16 protein-coding genes and 1 pseudogene are annotated in these 18,822 nt (G+C 61.4%); 6 read left to right on the top strand and 11 right to left on the bottom strand.

Annotated elements, in window-relative coordinates:
- Positions 1-75 precede the first annotated feature (75 nt).
- The 5 genes from P9217_RS02540 (at position 76) to P9217_RS02520 (ending at position 5,939) form a co-directional block, all read left to right on the top strand.
- Positions 76-960 carry a sugar ABC transporter permease gene (locus P9217_RS02540; protein WP_164746647.1) on the top strand — a complete coding sequence of 295 codons (885 nt, stop codon included), beginning with the start codon at positions 76-78 and terminating at the stop codon, positions 958-960.
- Positions 950-1,828: a carbohydrate ABC transporter permease gene (locus tag P9217_RS02535; RefSeq protein WP_278086719.1), complete on the top strand. Its 879-nt coding sequence runs from the start codon at positions 950-952 to the stop codon at positions 1,826-1,828. Before P9217_RS02540 ends, P9217_RS02535 begins: the two co-directional genes overlap by 11 nt.
- A 4-nt stretch (positions 1,829-1,832) precedes the next feature.
- Entirely contained in the window at positions 1,833-2,933 is a 1,101-nt protein-coding gene (ugpC, locus tag P9217_RS02530) for a sn-glycerol-3-phosphate ABC transporter ATP-binding protein UgpC (protein WP_278086720.1), read from the top strand.
- A 9-nt stretch (positions 2,934-2,942) separates the two neighbouring features.
- Positions 2,943-4,439: a GMC family oxidoreductase gene (locus P9217_RS02525; RefSeq protein WP_278086721.1), complete on the top strand. Its 1,497-nt coding sequence runs from the start codon at positions 2,943-2,945 to the stop codon at positions 4,437-4,439.
- Between the two features lie 84 nt (positions 4,440-4,523).
- Positions 4,524-5,939 (top strand): aspartate ammonia-lyase, encoded by a 1,416-nt coding sequence (locus tag P9217_RS02520; RefSeq protein ID WP_278086722.1) that lies wholly within the window; start codon positions 4,524-4,526, stop codon positions 5,937-5,939.
- Between the two features lie 134 nt (positions 5,940-6,073).
- Here P9217_RS02520 and P9217_RS02515 read toward each other — a convergent pair.
- From P9217_RS02515 to P9217_RS02480, 8 genes and pseudogenes are all read right to left on the bottom strand, one after another.
- A pseudogene (locus P9217_RS02515) lies at positions 6,074-6,274 on the bottom strand (dehydrogenase); the annotation flags it as partial.
- A 24-nt stretch (positions 6,275-6,298) separates the two neighbouring features.
- On the bottom strand, positions 6,299-7,258 hold the full coding sequence (locus P9217_RS02510; RefSeq protein WP_278086961.1) for a transketolase family protein: 960 nt from the start codon (positions 7,256-7,258) through the stop codon (positions 6,299-6,301).
- Between the two features lie 62 nt (positions 7,259-7,320).
- Positions 7,321-8,160 carry a transketolase gene (locus P9217_RS02505; RefSeq protein ID WP_278086962.1) on the bottom strand — a complete coding sequence of 280 codons (840 nt, stop codon included), beginning with the start codon at positions 8,158-8,160 and terminating at the stop codon, positions 7,321-7,323.
- A 19-nt stretch (positions 8,161-8,179) separates the two neighbouring features.
- Positions 8,180-8,932 (bottom strand): SDR family NAD(P)-dependent oxidoreductase, encoded by a 753-nt coding sequence (locus P9217_RS02500; RefSeq protein ID WP_278056336.1) that lies wholly within the window; start codon positions 8,930-8,932, stop codon positions 8,180-8,182.
- Positions 8,933-8,972: 40 nt separating this feature from the next.
- A complete protein-coding gene (locus tag P9217_RS02495) occupies positions 8,973-9,866 on the bottom strand; it encodes an amidohydrolase (RefSeq protein ID WP_278086723.1) in 894 nt (297 codons plus the stop codon).
- 63 nt (positions 9,867-9,929) lie between these two features.
- Positions 9,930-10,892 (bottom strand): substrate-binding domain-containing protein, encoded by a 963-nt coding sequence (locus P9217_RS02490; protein WP_095802995.1) that lies wholly within the window; start codon positions 10,890-10,892, stop codon positions 9,930-9,932.
- Positions 10,893-10,914: 22 nt separating this feature from the next.
- Positions 10,915-11,919 carry an ABC transporter permease gene (locus P9217_RS02485; RefSeq protein WP_278086724.1) on the bottom strand — a complete coding sequence of 335 codons (1,005 nt, stop codon included), beginning with the start codon at positions 11,917-11,919 and terminating at the stop codon, positions 10,915-10,917.
- On the bottom strand, positions 11,916-13,442 hold the full coding sequence (locus P9217_RS02480) for a sugar ABC transporter ATP-binding protein (protein WP_278086725.1): 1,527 nt from the start codon (positions 13,440-13,442) through the stop codon (positions 11,916-11,918). Before P9217_RS02480 ends, P9217_RS02485 begins: the two co-directional genes overlap by 4 nt.
- A 105-nt stretch (positions 13,443-13,547) precedes the next feature.
- Between P9217_RS02480 and P9217_RS02475 the strand changes: the two genes are divergently transcribed.
- A complete protein-coding gene (locus P9217_RS02475; RefSeq protein WP_278086726.1) occupies positions 13,548-14,543 on the top strand; it encodes a LysR substrate-binding domain-containing protein in 996 nt (331 codons plus the stop codon).
- Positions 14,544-14,593: 50 nt separating this feature from the next.
- On the opposite strand, the gene P9217_RS02470 is transcribed toward P9217_RS02475, so the two are convergent.
- From P9217_RS02470 to P9217_RS02460, 3 genes are all read right to left on the bottom strand, one after another.
- A complete protein-coding gene (locus tag P9217_RS02470; RefSeq protein ID WP_278086727.1) occupies positions 14,594-14,980 on the bottom strand; it encodes an Arc family DNA-binding protein in 387 nt (128 codons plus the stop codon).
- A gap of 856 nt (positions 14,981-15,836) precedes the next feature.
- The gene (locus tag P9217_RS02465; RefSeq protein ID WP_278056509.1) at positions 15,837-17,447 is read right to left on the bottom strand and encodes a GNAT family N-acetyltransferase; all 1,611 of its coding nucleotides are present in this window, start codon (positions 17,445-17,447) and stop codon (positions 15,837-15,839) included.
- A 33-nt stretch (positions 17,448-17,480) separates the two neighbouring features.
- Positions 17,481-18,821 carry an HlyD family type I secretion periplasmic adaptor subunit gene (locus P9217_RS02460; protein WP_095802881.1) on the bottom strand — a complete coding sequence of 447 codons (1,341 nt, stop codon included), beginning with the start codon at positions 18,819-18,821 and terminating at the stop codon, positions 17,481-17,483.
- Position 18,822 lies beyond the last annotated feature (1 nt).

Below are 18,822 nucleotides of genomic sequence, written 5' to 3'. Positions count from 1 at the left end.
AAGCCCTGCCGGCAATCGTGCCGGCGGGGACACCGTCCGCAACAATGCTCGGCAATAGCGAGGTTGGTCAGTCCCATGTCGTTCAAAAACAAATTGGACCTATGGCTGCCGCGGCTCGTCCTGTCGCCCAGCCTGCTGGCCGTTCTGATTGCCGTCTATCTCTTCATAGTCTGGACGGCCTGGATCTCGCTATCTTCGTCCCAGATGGTCCCGAAGTTCGACTTCGTCGGGCTCGAGCAATATGTCCGTTTGTGGTCGACCCCGCGCTGGCACACTGCAGTCGCCAATCTCTTCATCTTTACGGCGTTGTTCCTGGCGATCACCATCGCACTGGGCTTGTTCCTCGCGATTCTGCTCGACCAGAAGGTGAGGGCGGAGGGCTTCCTGCGAGCCGTCTACCTCTATCCCATGGCCTTGTCATTCATTGTCACGGGCACAGCCTGGAAATGGATCCTGAACCCGGACCTCGGCCTGCAGAAGGTCGTCAACGAGCTCGGCTGGACCGGTTTTGTCTTCGACTGGATCACACAACCAAGCTTTGCAATCTACTGCGTGGTGATCGCAGCGGTCTGGCAATCGACGGGGTTCGCGATGGCCATTTTCCTGGCCGGGCTGCGAGCGATCGATACTTCCATCATCAAGGCCGCGCAGATCGAGGGAGCCAGCCTGCCGCGAATCTACCTCAGCGTCATCGTGCCGATGCTGCGCCCGGCATTCCTGAGCGTCATCGTCCTCCTGAGCTATATCTCGATCAAGAGCTTCGACCTGGTTCTGGCCCTCACAAATGCCGGGCCTGGCAGCGCCACCGAAATGCCCTCGACCTTCATGTTCGCCGCGACGTTCAGGCGCAACCAGATGGGCGTAGGTGCCGCCAGCGCCATCATGATGCTGATGACGGTCGCAGCCATCATCGTTCCCTACCTCTATTCGGAATTGAGGGAGGACCGCAATGCGCACTGAAGCACGCTCGGCGCGTCGTTCACACCAGATCGGTCGCCTGTTCATCTATGGCTCGCTGATCGCGCTCGCCGCCTTCTACCTGATGCCGCTTTGGGTGATGATCGTCACCTCGCTCAAGTCGCTGGATGAAATCTATGGCGGCTCCTTCATCGGGGTGCCTCAGGCGATCACCTTCGAAGCTTGGAACAAGGCATGGCAGGAGGCCTGCATTGGCACGGCCTGCACGGGACTGCGGCCATACTTCATCAATTCCATCCTGATGGTCGTGCCCGCCGTCATCCTGTCCACGGGGATAGGCGCGATAAACGGCTATATCCTCACGAAGTGGCGTTTCGCCGGCGCGAACGCGACATTCGGATTGTTGCTGTTCGGCTGCTTCCTGCCGTTCCAGGCCGTTATCCTGCCCATGGCGCAGCTGCTTGGTCGCCTCCACCTTTCCGGCACCATTCCGGGTCTCGTGCTGGTTCACACCGTATACGGCATCAGCTTCACGACCCTGTTCTTCCGGAACTATTTCATCACGATCCCGGACGAACTGACCCGCGCGGCTCAAATCGACGGAGCTGGGTTCTTTCGGATCTTCTTTTCAGTGATGTTGCCGACCGCGCTTCCCATCATCGTGGTCTCTTGCATCTGGCAATTCACGCAGATCTGGAACGACTTTCTTTTCGGCGTGTCGTTCACCGCAGGGCAATCATCGCCGATCACCGTGGCGCTGAACAACATCGTCAACGTGACGATGGGGCGCAAGCAATACAATGTCGACATGGCGGCCGCCATGATTGCCGCCATCCCCACCCTTCTCGTTTACGTCGTCGCGGGACGCTACTTCGTGCGCGGTCTGACCGCCGGCGCCGTGAAAGGCTAGTGCTATGTCAACGCTTGAAATCGATCGGGCCCGCAAGCTCTACGGTGACCTCGAAGTCCTGAAGGAGGTCAGTATCTCCATCGGCACCGGCGACTTCCTGGTGCTGCTCGGCCCTTCGGGTTGTGGCAAGTCCACACTGCTCAACATGATCGCCGGCCTCGAGAACATCTCAGGTGGCGAAATCCGCATCGCCGGCAGGGTTGTCAACGACCTGTCGCCGAAAGACAGGGATATCGCCATGGTGTTCCAGTCCTACGCCCTCTATCCCACGATGACCGTGCGCCAGAACATCGAGTTCGGCATGAAGATCCGCGGCGCGCCGCAAGCCGAGCGGGACAAGGCGGTCAAGACGGCGGCCGACCTGCTCCAGATGACGCATCTTCTGGACAGGAAGCCCTCGCAACTCTCGGGAGGCCAGCGCCAGCGCGTGGCAATGGGGCGCGCGATCGTGCGCCAACCCAAGCTGTTCCTGTTCGACGAACCTTTATCCAACCTGGACGCCAAGTTGCGCGTCGACATGCGAACCGAGATCAAGCGTCTTCATGCACGATTGGGAACCACAATCGTATACGTCACGCATGACCAGATCGAAGCGATGACGCTCGCCACGCGCGTTGCCGTGATGAAGGACGGCGTGGTCCAGCACCTTGACGATCCGCAGTCGGTCTACGACCGGCCGGCGAACGTATACGTGGCCAAGTTCGTGGGCTCGCCCTCCATGAACATCGTTCCGGCGAGACTTGACGTGGAAGACGGTCGGCCAGTCGCGGTGATCGACGTCCCAGGTGGGGCGGCTGCCCGCCTCTCAGGCATCCCTTTGTCTTCACAAGCGGCAGCCAAATACGCTGGGCGCAGTATTCTGCTGGGCGTTCGTCCGGAGTTGTTCAGCGTCGCCGGCGAGCAAGCCGCGCAAGCGGTCACGGTAAACATCGACGTTGTCGAGCCTACGGGCCCCGATACGCTTGCTCTTTTCCAGGCAGGCGGGGTCGAAGTCACAGCTCGTGTGCCGCCAAGGGCCGTGGCAGCCCGCACTTCGGCGACCCTCGCGGTCGATACTGGCAAGATCGTGCTGTTCGATGCCGACAATGAGCAACGCATAGACTGAGGCATCGACGTGGATCAAACAGCTGATATCGTCATTATCGGGTCAGGCATAGGAGGCGCTTCCCTGGCCCATAGCCTGGCCGGCACCGGCAGGCGCATCGTGATTCTGGAACGTGGCGAGCACCTGCGCGACGCGCCCCAGGCGCGCGACGACCGGGCAATATTTCTCGAGGGCTTCTACCGTTCGACCGAAGAGTGGCTCGGCGACGATGGGCAGGCTTTCCTGCCCGGCAACTATTACTATGTTGGAGGCAATTCCAAATTCTTCGGCGCGGTGATGTACCGCTACAGGCTTGAGGATTTCTCGCCCCGCCCGCACATGGACGGCGCCTCGCCTGGATGGCCGATCACCTACGAGGAGCTCGAGCCCTGGTACGAGCGAGCCGAGGCGATTTTCAAGGTGCGGGGTGACCCCACGCAGGATCCCACCGAGCCGCCGCGCACCGGTCCTTACCGTTTTCCGTCGGTACCCGACGAGCCGGCCATAGCGGCCGTGCGCGCTCGCTTGAAAGAGGCGGGGATCCATCCAGCCAGCCTTCCCCTGGCTATCGACATCAATGAGTGGCTTCGCCGCGCAAAGACCGGTTGGGATGCGTTTCCCAACACGGGTTCCGGCAAGATCGACGCCGAAGTTGGACCGCTGACTGCCGCGTTGAACAGCAGCAACGTCAGTCTCGTGACCGGGGCCAATGTCGTGCGGCTGGAAACCGACCCGATGGGTCGCAAGGTGACTGCCGCAGTGTTTCTAAAGGATGGTGTTGAGCGGCGGATCAGCGCTGGTATCTTCGCCGTTGCGGCCGGCGCGGTCCAGAGCGCGGCGCTCTTGCTGCGCTCGGCGAATGCCGCACATCCGCGCGGGCTGGCCAACGGCTCCGACCAACTCGGCCGCAACTTCATGAACCACAATACCACCGCCATGCTGGCGATCGATCCGCGGTCGGCCAATACGTCGGTCTACCAGAAGACCCTGGCATTCAACGACTTCTATAACGCCGATCCGGAAACAGGTTTCCCGCTTGGCAACGTGCAATTGCTTGGACATATCACCGGTAACATCCTCAAGGCCAACGCGCCCTTGCTTCCACGGTGGCTGGCGGGGCTGATAGCCCGCAATTGCTATGGCTGGTTCTTGACCAGCGAGGACCTGCCCAATCCAGAGAGCCGGGTCACGGTTCAGAATGGCCGCATCGTCATGCATTGGGTTCGCAGCAACATGCGAGCGCACGAGCTGCTGATCCGCAGGACGCGAGGTGTGATGCGAAGGGCGGGCTTCCCCATCGTTCTTACTCGAACCTTCGGCAGAAAGACGACTTCGCACCAGTGTGGCACTGCCAGGCTTGGAAGCGATCCGGACACGTCGGTTGTGTCGCCTGATTGCCGTTCCCACGAAATTGCAAACCTCTATGTAACCGACGCTTCTGTGCTTCCGACATCCGCGGCCGTCAACCCGGCACTGACTATCGCGGCGCTCGCCATCAAGGCTGGCGCCGTCATCAGCCGGTCGTGAGGACCTCATCTTAGTATCCAGACTTGTGAATCTTGCACCTGCGTGGGTGACGCCCGAGGTCTTGGCTGAGCGGAGTTAGCAACCATGATTGCCGACCGTATCGAAACGGATCTGATCGGACCGCTCGCTGTACCGGGCCACGTGCTCTATGGCGTGCACACCCGTCGAGCAGAACAGAACTTCGATGTGTCCGGGCTGCGGCTGAAGGATTTTCCCGAGTTCATCCAGTCGATGGCGATGGTGAAAAAGGCTGCTTGTCTTGCAAACATGGAACTCGGACTGCTCTCGCCCGAAAAGGCCCAGGCTATCTCAGATGCGTGCGACGATATCATCGAACTGAAGGGGATCGAAGAAAACTTCCCGGTTGACATGATGCAGGGAGGGGCCGGTACGTCGACAAACATGAACGTCAACGAGGTTGTGACCAACCTGGCTCTGATCAAACTCGGCGCCAAAATTGGCGATTACGCAAGGCTGCACCCCAACGACGACGTAAACCTCTCCCAGTCGACAAACGACGTGTATCCTACCGCAATCCGTCTGACGGTTTTGCGGGCCTGCGACGGGCTCGTATCGGCACAAGTCAATTTGCGTGATGTGTTTCGCGCCAAGGCGCTCCAGCACGCGAATGAGCTCAAGGTTGGCCGAACTCAGCTTCAGGACGCGGTGCCCATGACAGTTGGGCAGGAGTTCGGAGCCTTTGCTGAATTCATCGACGAAGATATCGTCCAACTTCAGTCGGTCGCGAGATTGTTGTTGGAAATCAACCTTGGGGGCTCGGCGATCGGCACCTCGATTAACGTGCCCCGCGAGTTCCCAGGCATCGTTTGCGGTCATCTGTCGCGAATATCAGGCATTCAGCTTGTTGCTGCCCGTAATTTCATCGAGGCAACGTCGGACACCGGCGGCTTCGTTTCCTTTTCGGGCATGCTGAAGCGCATTGCGGTCAAGCTCACCAAGATCTGCAACGATTTGCGCCTGCTTAGCAGTGGGCCGCTTGGCGGACTGGGCGAGATTCGATTGCCACCCGTGCAGGCCGGCTCTTCGATCATGCCGGGTAAAATCAATCCCGTCATTCCTGAGATGGTGAACCAACTCAGCTTCCAGGTGATTGGCAACGATCTTACCGTGACACTGGCCGCAAGCGCGGGCCAGCTTCAGTTGAATGCAATGGAGCCGGTGATCGTCTTGAACATCCTGCAATCCATGCGGTTGTTGACGAGAGGAATGCGGATTTTCAAAGAGCGCTGCGTGGACGGGATCGAAGTCGATGTTGATCGTTGCAGAGCGCTGCTTGATCAATCCCTCGTTCTGGCAACGCCCTTAGCAAAACTGATCGGCTACGGCAAAGCAGCCGAATTGTCCAAGCGCGCTTTGGCAGGGAAGAGGACCTTACGCCAAGTCGTTGAAGAAGCGGGGGTTCTGCTTCCCGACCAGGTTGAGCATATTTTTGGCAACAGCGCTGAGTTCGCTGGTCTCCCCGACGCCTCCCCGGCTTGAAGATTGGAAGACTGTCTCGGAAGTGATGACCGGGACATCCCGGTCGTCGGGCTTGGCGCAGCGGATGCCGTTCGCACAGCGCCAAATGGGTAAGGCGCCGATCGCAAGAGACTGCTGGCCCTTACGTCAGCTGGTTAGGACCTGTCGTGGACGGCGATGACAGCCTTGATCAGCCCAGCCTTCTCGCGTGACCAGCGCGCAATGTCGTGAGGGCTCTTGGCCAGAGTGGTCCGGTGGGTCACGAGCCTGGTAATCGGTATTTCGCCGTCCCGGATCGATGCGGCGACCTGATCGAAATCGCTCCTGGTGGCGTTACGGCTGCCGATCACCGTCATCAAGAGCAGAGCCGAGATCGTGCCTCACTTACCCGTCCATTCGCGAATACGGCGCACGACCTCAGTTGTCGAGATGCCGTACCGATCGTGAAGTGTCGGCAGAGCACCGGCGTCCAGAAACTCGTCGGGAAGGGCGATCTGCCGAAAGGTGGGTGTCACGCCCTCGCGCATAAGCAATGCGGCGACACTTTCACCCAGTCCGCCTATGACGGTGTGGTTTTCCGCCACCACCACCAGCCGGCCAGCTTGGCGCGCGGCCGCAAGAATTCTCTCATTGTCCAGCGGCTTGATCGTCGGCACATGTAGCACTGCGCTACTTATGCGGTCCGCTTCGAGAGCCGTTGCCGCCTCAAGCACACGCATGGTCATCAGGCCGCTCGAAATGAACAGCACGTCCGTGCCTTCACGCAGCAGCCGTGCTTTGCCTATCTCGAACCTGTAATCGTACTGGTCGAGCACGGCCGGCACCTTGCCGCGCAGGAGCCGCATATAGACCGGTCCTCTGTGACCCGCGATTGCCTCGGTAGCCTGCTCGATATCGATCGCGTCGCACGGGTCGATGATGGTCAGGTTCGGCATGCCGCGGAAGATGGCGATGTCTTCCGTTGCTTGGTGGCTCGGGCCGTAGCCGGTCGTCAGTCCCGGGAGGGCGCAAACAATCTTGACGTCCAGCCTTTCCTCCGCAATTGCCATGCAGATGAAGTCATAGGCCCGTCGCGAGGCGAAGACGGCATAGGTCGTGGCAAAAGGCGTGAAGCCTTCACGCGCCAGGCCGGCGGCAGCGCTCATCAACACCTGCTCGGCCATCCCCATCTGGTAGAAGCGGTCCGGATGCTCCTGCGCAAAGACATGAAGGTCAGTGTATTTCGCAAGATCGGCGGTGAGCCCGACGATTTCGCGCCGCTGATGCGCAAGCTTGGCCAGCGCGTGGCCGAACGGCGCGCTGCGCGTCGGAACGCCGTCCGGGGCGATCGAGGCGATCATCGCCGATGTGGTCTTGCGCTCGTCTGCGTTGACGGGGAGGCGCGGTTCGAACTTTGACAGCCTCACTGCGGACGTGCCTTTTCCAGTGCCTCGAGCGCCAGCGTCCATTCATGCGGCTCGACGCGGATGAAATGCGTGATGTCGCGGGCCTCCAGAAACGGCACGCCCTTGGCCATGCGGGTGTCGCAAACGATGATGCGTGGGCGCGGCTCCTTGAGGCCCCGGGCAATGTCGAATGCCGCGCGGACCGCCTCGATGTCGTTGCCGTCGACACGCTGCGCGTGCCAGCCGAACGCCTCGAACTTGTCCGTCACCGGCTCGGAAGACAGCGTTGCCGTCGACGGGCCATCGGCCTGCTGATTGTTGAAGTCGACGATGGCGATGAGGTTCTCGAGCTTATGGTGAGCGGCCGACATCGCCGCTTCCCAGGTCGAGCCCTCGCCGAGCTCGCCGTCCGACAAGAGATTGTAGACGAAACTGTCGCTCTGCTTGCGTTTCAGCCCCAGGCACATGCCAACGGCGATACCGAGCCCATGGCCGAGCGATCCGCCGGTGATCTCCATTCCAGGCGTGTAGGCAGCCATGCCGGACATCGGCATGCGGCTGTCGTCGGTGCCATAGGTTTCGAGTTCGTCCTCCGGCAGCACGCCAGCTTCGATCAACGCCGCATAGAGCGCGATCGCATAATGCCCTATCGACAATAGGAAGCGGTCGCGCCCCTCCCATTGCGTGTCATCCGGCCGGTATCGAAGTGCATGGAAGTAAGCGACCGCGAGCACGTCGGCGATGCCGAGCGCCTGCCCGACATAGCCTTGGCCCTGGACTTCGCCCATGCGCACGGCATGCCGGCGGATGCGATAGGCCCGTTCGACAAGACTGACATTGCTGCCGGAGCGTGGCATCTCCAATTCGGCCGCTCCGTCAGCCATGGATCAGCATCCCGCCATTCACGTCGATCACCGCGCCGGTGATGTAGCTGGCCAGATCCGACGCGAGGAAGAGATAAGCGCCAGCCACGTCGCGCGCCTCGCCGAGGCGGCTGAGCGGAATCCCCTTGATGATGTCGGCGCGCATGTCCTCGGTCAGCTTGCCGCCGGTGATGTCGGTCTGGATCAGGCCTGGCGTGACGCAGTTTACGCGGATGCGGTCGGGTCCGAATTCGCGCGCCATCGCCTTTGCCAGGCCGAGCACGCCCGCCTTGGCGGCGGAGTAATGCGGGCCGCCGAAGATGCCGCCGCCGCGTTGAGCGGAAACCGATGACATGCAGATGATCGAGCCGCCGCCATTTTCGCGCATGTGTGGAATGAAGGTCTGGCTGAGATAGAGCACGCCGCGCAGATTAACGTCGAGGATGCGGTCCCAGTCGGCCGGACTGATCTCCAGTGTCTTGACCGGCTGCGTGATGCCCGCATTGTTGCAAAGCACATCGACCTTGCCCAAGGCTTCGGTGACTTGCACAGCCGCCCTCTTGCAGGCGTCGCGGTCGGCGACATTGCAGGCAAGGCCGATATGGTCGCCTCCGAGCGAAGCGGCGGCGTCACGCGCTTGCCCCTCATCGAGGTCAAGAATCGCGACGCGCGCCCCATGCTCGGCCATCAGCGTTGCCGTGGAGCGGCCGATCCCGCGTGGGCTCGCGGCGCCTGAAATGACCACAGCCTTGCCCTTCAGCAACATGTCGAACTCTCCTGCTATTTCCAATCTCTTGGCGGATGATCTAGAGCCGGTAGAGCCGGGCGGCGTTGTCGTGGAACAGCGCGAGCCGCTCTTCACGCGGATAATGTCGCGTGATCTCCTTGAAGGCGTTCACGATGGCGTCGAAGCTCGAGAACAGCTTGTCGACCGGGAAGTTCGTCGCAAACATTGAGCGGTTGATCCCGAAGGCGGCGATCGCCTCCTCCACGTAGGGACGGATCGACGCCGTCGTCCATGTCCAGTCGCCCATGCCGAGACCCGAGATCTTGCAGGCGACGTTCGGCGCCTGCGCCAGCTGGCGCATGCCCTTTTTCCAGGCGTCGAAATGCTCGGGTCCGTCGACCTGCATGCCGGTGTGGTTGAGGATGATTTGCACGTCGGGAAAGGCTCGCGCCAATTCAAGAAACTCGCCCATCTGCGGATAGTAGAGCTGCAGGTCGAAGCTCAGCCCGCGCTTCGCCAGCTCTCGGAATCCGCGCCGCCATTCGGGTGTCCGGCTGACCTCCGGCCGCGCCAGATAGGTCTTCGCGGGGTCGGTATGATAGTTCATCGATTGCCGGATGCCGCGGAAGTTCGGATATTCCAAGTTCCGGTCGAGAAGGTCGCCGACATCGGGCTTGGTCAGGTCGGCATAGCCGACGATGCCATGGGGAAAGCCCCACTTGTCGGCGATGCCTTGCAGCCAGCGCGTCTCCCCGACCGGATCGGCGGGATTGAATCCAACGTCCAGGTGCACCGATTTCACCAGGTTCTGGTTCCTGGCGTCTTCCAGATAATCGTCGATCAGATAGCTCTTGCGGATCGCCTCATAGTCGCCGAAGGCGGCCGGCTTAACGCCATCGGTCAGCCATGGATAATAGTGGGTTTCCAGATCCCAAAGGTGATGATGCGGATCGATGAAAGGCAGTTCGGCCACGGTCGGGGTCCCTCGCTTGCTGCTGGACCCGCCGGCCTCGCCGGCGGGTCCGTTCGAAGGCGGTCAGTTGCTCGGGGGGAAAACGCGGGCGATAACCTTCTTCGCCTCGGGACTGTCGACCTTGTCGGCGGTGACCAATGGCATCACCAGGGCCAGATCCTGGGTCACCTTGCCTCCCGTCAGGGCGTTGTAGACTTGCTGGGTGCCGTCGATTCCTTGGCCGACCGCTTCCTGGAAGAAGATGCCCTGGATCGCCCCCTTCTTCAGCAGCGCAATGGTGGTGGGCGAGCCATCGGCGACGGTGATGCCAACTTTGCCGGTGAGGCCTCGGGTCTCGACCACCTTTGCGGCACCGCTCCCGGCCTCATCATACATGCCGTAGATTGCCTTGACGTCGGGATGTGCAGTCAGCAGGTCGTTTGCCTGGGTGACAGCCTCATTGATGGTGAGGCCCCGGGTTTCAAGCATCTGGACCAGGTCGCAGCCGTCCGCCGCGAACGCCTCCTTGGCGCCCCTGAGATACTTCTGCGCATTTTCCCGGTCCTGCGGCAAGGACAACATGCCTACCTTGTTGCCGCCACGCTCCTTGGCGAGGTCACAGGTGAATTTCCCTTGCGCCTTGCCGGTCTCATAATTGTTCGCGGTGACAGAGGATGTGTAGTTGGTCAGTCCCGGCTGCGGACCGATGCCGGCGAAGGCGATCGGCACCTTTTGCTTTTCCAGATAATCGAGTAGCGGCGGCGTCGATGTCGAGCTGACCGGACCGATCACGATTGCCGCGACCCCCTTTGTCACGGCTGTCCGCGCATTGTCCATCTGCTTGGCGGGTGAGTTCTCAGAGGTGTACTCGACATAGTCCATGCCGAGCTCCTTCGCCTTCTCCTTCACGCCGTAGCCGACCCATTGCCAGTAGGAGATGTCCAGCGAGGGCGCGATATAGGCGACGGTCTTCTTGTCCTCGGCATATGATGGGCTGGACAAGGCGGACGCCGCCAGTGCTGCAATCAGGATGCTCTTCAACTTCATCTTGGTTCCTCCCGTTGATGATCTAGAGTCGGTTCTTGTTGCTGAATCGGTCGATCAGGACCGCAAGCAGGATCGCGGCGCCGGTGACGGAGCCTTGCCAGAAGCTGTTGACGCCGATGAGGTTCACGCCGTTCTGGATGCAGGTGATCATCAGCGCGCCGAGCACCGCGCCGATCGCGCTGCCGGTTCCGCCAAAGAGGCTGGCTCCGCCGATGACGACCGCGGCGATCGCCTGCAGCATCAGGCTGGCGCCGGCCGTTGCCTCGGCATTGAGGATGTAGCTCGCCGTCAGCAGCCCGGCGAACGAGGCGAGCAGGCCGGAAGTGACATAGGCCGCGAATTTGATGCGAAGCACGGGAATGCCGAGCAGCCGGGCTGCAGTCGCCGACGACCCGACGGCATAGAACCAGCGGCCCAGCACGACCCTGCGCAGCACATATTCCAGCGCCACCATCAGGACGATGCAGAACAGAAGATGATTGGGGATGCCGGGGACGATCTCGCCGGAATTCAGCAGCCAGAAATCCGGCGCACCGATCGGCATCGAGCGACCATTGGTGACGATGAAGGCCAGACTGCCCGCCACCGCGTAGGTGATGAGGGTGACGACGAAAGGGGCCAGCCTGACGACAGTGACGAGAAACCCGTTGATCGCTCCGAATACCAGCCCCACGGCCAAGCCTGCCAGGCTGGCGGTAAGATCGTCCGCTCCATTGGCCATTGCCAGCGCCGTGACCATTCCGGTCAGCGAGAACACCGAGCCGACCGAAAGATCAATGCCGCCGGTGACCACGACCAGGAAAACGCCCAGCGACATGATGATGAGCGGCGCCGCGGCCTGGATGATGTTTTGGACGTTGGCCATGCTGAGCGCCGCGGGCACGAACATGCCGACCGCCAGCAACAGGACGACAATCGCGCCGGCAATCGCGGCTTCGGTGCGGTAGGACAGAAGAATCCCGGGGGAGCGGCTCCTGGTGGTCCGGGCCTTCTTGGCCGTCGCGGCGCCGTTCGTTGCGTCGGTCATGCTGCCATCCCCGTCAGCTCGGCGAGCCCGTCTTCGGTGAATCGCTCGTCCGATAGAAACCCCTTCGGGCGCCCCTCGGTGTCGAAGGCGAAGATCACATCGCACAGCTCGAGCAGTTCGACGTTCTCGGTCGACCACCAGACAATGATTGCTCCGGCGTCCGCCATCTCGCGGACCAGCGCGTAGATGTCGTGCTTGGTGGCGATGTCGACGCCGCGCGTCGGCTCTTCCAGCACCACCATGCGCAGCGGCAATCCGAGCCAGCGCGCAACGATGAGCTTCTGCTGGTTGCCGCCGGACAGCGACACCGGCAGGTCCCAGATCGAACCCGCCTTCAACTTCAGCGCCGAAACCAGATCGGAGCATTCCTGCCGTTCGGTGGCGTCGACGATCCGCCGCTTGTCGCGTACCCTGCGCGCGGCAAGCACGTTGTCGACGATCGGAAGCTGCGAAAGGATGCCCTTCGCCGCACGGTCGCCCGAGACGAAGCCGATACCCGCGCGCGCCGCCGCGGCCGGGGAGGGGAAGCCGTCTCCGAGGCCGGCGCCGGAGAGGCGCCAGCCGGCGCCCTTTCCCGCGCCGACGAGGGTATCGATCAGGCCCGTCGGACCCGCCGGCGCGCCGGCCAGGCCGAGAATGGTGCCTGGCCAGGTTTCTAACCTGGCGCCGTCCGGTCCGAGCAGTACAAGCGGCGCGCCCTCTCGGCTGCGTTGCCGCCGCTTGAGCTGTGGTCCGGAACGGTGGGTCGATTGCCCCATCTGCTGGACGATCTCGGCATCGCTCAGCGAGGCAAGCGGCGTCGCATTCGCCACGGTGACGCCGTCCCGCAGGACGGTGCAGACGTCGCATAGCTCGCGGATTTCGCGCATCCTATGCGAGACGAATACGATGCCGATGCCCTCGTCGCGCGCCAAACGCTTCAGCACGGAGAAAAGCTTGGCCGTCTCGCCCGCGGTCAGGTTGGCGGTGGGCTCGTCGAGAAGCAGCACTTCGGCGCCCGTTGAAAGCGCGCGGGCGATCTCCACGATCTGCCTTTCATGCAAGGACAATTTGCCCGCAGGCAGGTCCACGATCTCGTCGCCGATCGCCGCATCGATCAGGCGCAGGGCGTTGAGTGCGATGTCGCGCATGCGCCGGTGGCTGCTCTGCGACAGGCCGGACTTCGCATGCACAATGCCGATGTTTTCCGCGACCGACAGTTCGGGCAGCAGCGCCAGTTCCTGATGCACCACCGCTATGATCGGGCCGCTTGGGCCGACCTTCGCCGATGCGAAGCCAATGTCGCCGGCGTCACGAGGGGTGAGGCCTGTGATGATGCGGATCAGCGTGCTTTTGCCGGCACCGTTGCCGCCCAGCAGCGCATGGATTTCGCCGGCCCGGACCTGAAAGCTCACACCTCGCAGCACGCGGGTTGCGCCGTAGCTCTTCTCGACATTGGCAGCGCCGATCAGAGGCGTCCTGTTCGATGCCTGTGCGGCCGCGCTCCCATTGTCGGCCACGCCCAGGCCCTGGGCCGTTTCCATCCTGCATCTCCTCCCGAGATCGAAGGAAGATGCGACCGATTGACATTCGGCTCAATTCTCGTTTCTTAACATTCTGTGTAGCTGAACTTAACTGACGATGACGATATGTCGGACATCAAGTTTAAGTCGATGGCGCATTTCGAAGCCGTTGCGCGCCTCGGCGGCGTGGCAAAAGCGGCGCAGGAATTGCAGGTGACGCCTTCGGCCGTCAGCCAGCAACTGCGCTTGCTTGAGCATCAGCTGGGCGTGCGGCTGTTCCAGCGCGAAAAGCGTCACCTTTCCCTGACGATCGACGGGGAGCGGCTCTACCAGACCACCACGCAAGCCTTCGAATCCATACGCGAGGTGCGAAACGCCATCGTGCGGCAGCGCGAGAGCTTTCAGCTCAGCCTTCGGGTCAGCCCCTCCTTTGGCGAGAAATGGCTGGCGCCACGTTTGGCTGAATTCAGCAAGGACTATCCGACTTGGAATCTGCGCGTCGACGCGACACCCAATTTCTCGGATTTCGAAACCGAGGTCATCGATCTCGATCTTCGCTACGGCGACGGGGGCTGGGCCGGCCTCTATTCGGATTGCGTGGTCAACGACCTGATCTTGCCGATGTGCTCGCATTCGTATCTCACCGAGCTGCAGAGGCTTTCATCCGATCCGCGCGAGCAGTTGCGCCAGGCAAGACTGATCGACAGCGTGAAGGCCTATTTCCGCTGGGATTACTGGCTGCCGCGTAACGGGGTCCAGGGCGCGCGCATGACCTATCCCTATCGTTTCGACCGCTCCTCGATGTCCGTTCAGCTGGCGAAGGATGGAGCGGGCGTGGTTCTGGAAAGCACGTCAATTGCATTCGAGGATCTTGTTTCGGGCGCTTTGGTGCCCGTCTCGACCGAGTTCGACGTCATAGAGTTCCCCGGATACTGGCTGGTCTGTCCGTCGCGGCACATGAACCGGCGCGCGGTGCGGCTGTTTTCGGAATGGGCGTCGCGGGTCGGCAGGCGCGACACCGAGCGGACTCGTCAGTTCCTCCGCGAACAAGGTCTTCGCATATCGTTCGAACGGCGGCCGCATTTCGGTACGCGCGATGACAAGGTGTGGCCGATGGCGTAAGCGGTTGCAGAGGGAGGGCTATTCTTGTGTGCCCCTGGGCAAGTAGCTGACTAACCTCGAGGGTGGCGCGCTGAGCCTTTAGTCTTCTCTGAGGCCGCCGAAATCTGCCCCTTCTGCAACTCGTCGAGCTTGATCTTGAGCACGTTCAGCGCAGACATGATCTCGCGACGCGTTATGGTTTCATCATGCCTTTCGTGCATTCGGATGAGGAAATTCAGCTGTTCAAAAATCTCGGGAAGCGATGGGGCAGGGGGAAAATGGTCCTCAAGCACGCTGACGATCTCGGCATTCATTGAACGGCCGTTTCGCTGAGCCTCGATCGCGATCCGCTCCCGCATGCCTTGAGGCAGACGGACTCGCCTGGTTGCAAGGCGAGATTGGCAAAGGAACGCTGATTTCAGCGATTGATTCCGCCAAAGTCGCGCGGTTGATCGCAAAGCGCCGAGGAGACGGTATCTCCAACCGTAGAGTGAATGCCAGCGTTATTGAGCCGTTGCGAGCGATCCTCCGTCGGGCAAGCGAGGTTTGGTGCCAGCCTGTCAATCGAGTCAAATGGAAGGACCATGTCCTGGAAGAGACTCAGGAACGTGTTCGCGAGGCGACGCCGGATGAAGAGGCCGTCCTGCTGGAAGCGATGCGCTCCGACTATGTCCCAGCTCTGCGATTTGCCTTGCTCACCGGCTGCCGACGCGCTGAGATCGTGGGGTTGACATGGTCGCGAGTGAATTTCTTCAACAACCAAGTAACTGTTACTGGAAAACGCGGTAAGAGCCGAACCATCCCGCTAACGGAGGAGGCCCGAGAGCTTCTATGGCGCCTGAGGGGTCATCAGGCCGAAGCTGTATTCACCTATGTTGCAGTGAGAACGCGAGAGGGCCGGGAGCGTGGCAACCGTGCGGATGCGCGCCCAGCAACATCTCTATCGACCGCGCCCGCCGTTGAGCCTCGAAGCGCAAGGGACGGTAGAGGCCGGAGGATGCTGACTGAAAGCCACAGACAAACAGCAAGTTAGGACGCAAGGGACGCTAGGGTCAATTTTTCCGTTGCGCGTGCGCGCGAAGATACAATCCGAAGGCGCAAGAACAGCAAACGCAGCTTCACGTGTGGCGCGAAATCCCTTCCGCCCCTTCCTGCTGCTCGTGTCGAGGGCCAGCGACGTCGTTCACGGAACGGCGGACCTGGATAGACTCGCGCCGTTCGCCCCCAACACCGATCAGATCCAACCCTTTGTTTCAAATCCGATAGCAGCATGTGCACGCACCAGAAGCGAATCTCCGGGTTGCGTCGCTATGGCTAGGCGTCCATCCGCTCCAGCTTCGAGACGCCTGCGTTTGCCGGCTCCAGTTTTATGTAGCACGGACTTACGTCCTCCTTCAGCTTTCGCAGCTGTAGACGGATTTTGGCGCGAAGCATTGGGTCGGCTTTGTCCTCGACGGCGCTCAGCACCCTGGTGGCCTCATCCAACTGGCTAAGCTGCGCGAGGCTGCGGCCAAGACCATATCGCGCCCCCGACAGGTCTGGATTGAGCTCAAGCAATTTGCGGAAGGCGTCGGCGGCGTCCGCGTGCCGGCTGAGCAGCTGAAGTTCGACGGCAAGCCTTGACCAAGCCTTGACTGATTTCGGTGCGATCTCCACGAGCGATCCGAAAGTATCGGCCGCCGACCAGTGGTCGCCTTTGGCGGCCAGCAGCTGGCCCAATCCGTAAAGCGTGCGAGGATGGCGAGGGTTGACCTCCAAGATCTGGCGGTAGCCATTTTCGGCGTTGGCAAGGTTGCCTGCCTCGTGGAATTTGGTCGCCTGCTCCAGCACGCTCCCGACGGACCTCTCGTCGATCCGGTCGCCGAGATTGCGACCGGTCCTGGTCTTTACCAGGACGCAATGGATGGTGGTCTCCTCCACGCCGTAGGAGTACTTGTACGGCTCGTTGCCGCGCAGGAAGTCGTAGCTGCGGAAGCCCTGTTCGATCGCATGACGAATGCAATAGCCATGCAGCACGAGCCCGGACGGGATGTCGTTCGCGGTCTCGTCGCGTCCCGCGAGATGGAACAGCATCGTTTTTTTGACCCGGTCGACCAGGAATGCCAGGCCCCCGAGCGGCTTGTCGCCCTGCCAAAGGATCGGCAGGAACAGCGTCCCGCTTTCGAAGGCGTCCTTGAACAGGATCCGGTTGGACCTGACTAGGCCGGGCAGGAGGTTGCCCTTCCGCGGCGCCCATTTGATCCGCCACATTTCGAGGATGATGCCGATGTCGCGGTCTATCGTGGTGGCGTCGGCATGGGTGATGCGGAACTCGCCGGATCCATCGAGCTTGCGCAGGAAGCGTCTGATCTTCTGGCGCGTGTTCGAGCTGGTCTTTTGTTCGAGATAGCTGTCCCAATCGCCTGGCAATGCGGCGGCCGGGCAGATGCAATTGTCGACATTGTCGGTTTTGTTGATGCGCGGCATCTTGTGGGCCGTTAGTCGCTTGTCGGCAAGGTTGTCGATGAGCAGGCGCCGTCGCTTCTCCGACATGCGCAGATTTTCGAGATGCAGCTTGGCCCAGTTCATCTTCAGAAGATGCCTGGCAAGAGCCGGGATCGCGCGCTCGGCAAAGCCCGGTGCGCACAGGATACCGGCATAGTCGGCCGCGTAGTTCCCGGCCATGTTGATCTCGTTGTGGCAGATACCGGTCTTCTTGTTCAGCCTGGTGCGCAGCCGCAGAGGCAAAAGGGCGATATAGGAAGATCCTGGCGGCCCCGAGCGTGCCGCCAGGACGGACCAGGCGTCTTCATAGCGTCGCATGTATGACGACAGGAACGTCCAGGAGAGGAAGAACTGCGCTTCGGGATCCTTTTGGTAGAGATCATCCCAGTTCTCCCTGAGCCGGTTCAGCTCCTCCCGTTTCGTGATGACGTCGATCTGCATGGTTCCCCCGAAATCGTTGCCTGTTCGTAGGTCTCACTGTTCCATGAAGGCTCTCGCCATGCTGTCGGCGATCGGCTTCGTCAGATAGCTGAAGAATGTGCGCGACTCCGTCGCGACGAGGATCTCGGCGGGCATACCCGGGGTCGGCGTAAAACCGTGCACCTTTGCCAGTTCGCTCGCCGGCACGCGCACGCGCGCCAGATATACCTCCTTGGGCGTGGGGCCGCTCATCTCCGGCAACGCATCTGCCGAGACATAGTAGACTTCGCCCTCCAGAACCGGCGTCGTGCGGCGATTGAGAGCGATCAGCCGGATCGAGGCTTTCTGCCCGACCTTGATGTTGTCGATGTCGGTGCGGGGCACCTGGGCCTCGATGACGAGAGGCACATCCGAGGGCAGGATCTCGAGGATCGCCTTGCCGCTCTCGATAACGCCGCCGGCGGTGTGATAGTACATGCGTATGATGGTGCCGGGCTCGGGAGCCTTGATGGTCACGCGGCGAAGCACGTTCTCCGCCTCGCGCGACTTTTCTCGCACGGCGTCCAGTTCGGCCTCCAGGCTTTGCAGTTCCTGGAGCGCCGCCTGGCGATAGGTATCCTTGGTCTGCGTGATCTGCTGCTCGAACCTGACGATCTGTTCGCGGTTCTCGGCGACTTCCGCCACCATCTTGCCGATCTGGCCATCGGCGTCGGCCATCGCGCGCTGGATCGCCTTTACCTCGGTGCCGCGGATCAGGCCCTGCTCGAGGAGCCTTTGCTTGCCCTGATATTCCTCCTTGAGGAATTGCAGTTGCCGGCGCACCGACGAGATCTGCTCCTCGATGCCTTCGTTGCGGAATTCCATGGCCTTCTTGTTCTGGTCGAACAGCGCTATGTCGCTGTCGCGCTTTCGTTCCGCGGCCTCGAAGTTGGCCTGCTGGCTTTCCATGATCGGGGAGACCTCTGGATCGAACCGGTTGTCGAGGATGATCGCGGGAAATCGGATCTTGCCGCTGCCCTGCACCTCGGCATTCAGCCGGGCCGCGATCGCTTCGAGCCGCGCCTTGCGCAGGAACAATTGCCGTTCGTTGGTCTGCGCGGCGGTCTCGTCGAGCTTTATCAACGGCTGGTCGAGGCTGACATGGTCGCCTTCATTGACCAGGATTTCCTTGATGATGCCGCCTTCGAGATGCTGGACGATCTTGTTTTGCCCGGTTGCGACAAAGCTGCCCTGGGCGATGATGGCGGACGCGAGCGGCGCCGTGAAAGCCCAGGTGCCGAAGCCGCCGAAGGCCACCGTGATCAACAGCGCGCCAAATGCGGTCTGCTTCCAGATCGAGCGCGGCACCTCGGAATACCACTCTATGTCGTGAACTTTTGCGATGTCGGTCGTCATC

This window comes from Mesorhizobium sp. WSM4989, from assembly GCF_029625795.1.
In the GTDB taxonomy this organism is placed as follows: domain Bacteria; phylum Pseudomonadota; class Alphaproteobacteria; order Rhizobiales; family Rhizobiaceae; genus Mesorhizobium.
The sequence above is the reverse complement of the archived record's forward strand: the minus strand, read 5'-3'. Positions and strand labels throughout refer to the sequence as shown.

Coding starts and splice junctions, on each gene's coding strand:
- P9217_RS02480 (WP_278086725.1), bottom strand. CDS start 13,442: ATGGAAACGGCCCAGGGCCTGGGCGTGGCCGACAATGGGAGCGCGGCC.
- P9217_RS02490 (WP_095802995.1), bottom strand. CDS start 10,892: ATGAAGTTGAAGAGCATCCTGATTGCAGCACTGGCGGCGTCCGCCTTG.
- P9217_RS02540 (WP_164746647.1), top strand. CDS start 76: ATGTCGTTCAAAAACAAATTGGACCTATGGCTGCCGCGGCTCGTCCTG.
- P9217_RS02485 (WP_278086724.1), bottom strand. CDS start 11,919: ATGACCGACGCAACGAACGGCGCCGCGACGGCCAAGAAGGCCCGGACC.
- P9217_RS02465 (WP_278056509.1), bottom strand. CDS start 17,447: ATGCAGATCGACGTCATCACGAAACGGGAGGAGCTGAACCGGCTCAGG.
- P9217_RS02500 (WP_278056336.1), bottom strand. CDS start 8,932: ATGTTGCTGAAGGGCAAGGCTGTGGTCATTTCAGGCGCCGCGAGCCCA.
- P9217_RS02520 (WP_278086722.1), top strand. CDS start 4,524: ATGATTGCCGACCGTATCGAAACGGATCTGATCGGACCGCTCGCTGTA.
- P9217_RS02510 (WP_278086961.1), bottom strand. CDS start 7,258: ATGATCGCCTCGATCGCCCCGGACGGCGTTCCGACGCGCAGCGCGCCG.
- P9217_RS02460 (WP_095802881.1), bottom strand. CDS start 18,821: ATGACGACCGACATCGCAAAAGTTCACGACATAGAGTGGTATTCCGAG.
- ugpC (WP_278086720.1), top strand. CDS start 1,833: ATGTCAACGCTTGAAATCGATCGGGCCCGCAAGCTCTACGGTGACCTC.
- P9217_RS02535 (WP_278086719.1), top strand. CDS start 950: ATGCGCACTGAAGCACGCTCGGCGCGTCGTTCACACCAGATCGGTCGC.
- P9217_RS02475 (WP_278086726.1), top strand. CDS start 13,548: ATGTCGGACATCAAGTTTAAGTCGATGGCGCATTTCGAAGCCGTTGCG.
- P9217_RS02505 (WP_278086962.1), bottom strand. CDS start 8,160: ATGCCACGCTCCGGCAGCAATGTCAGTCTTGTCGAACGGGCCTATCGC.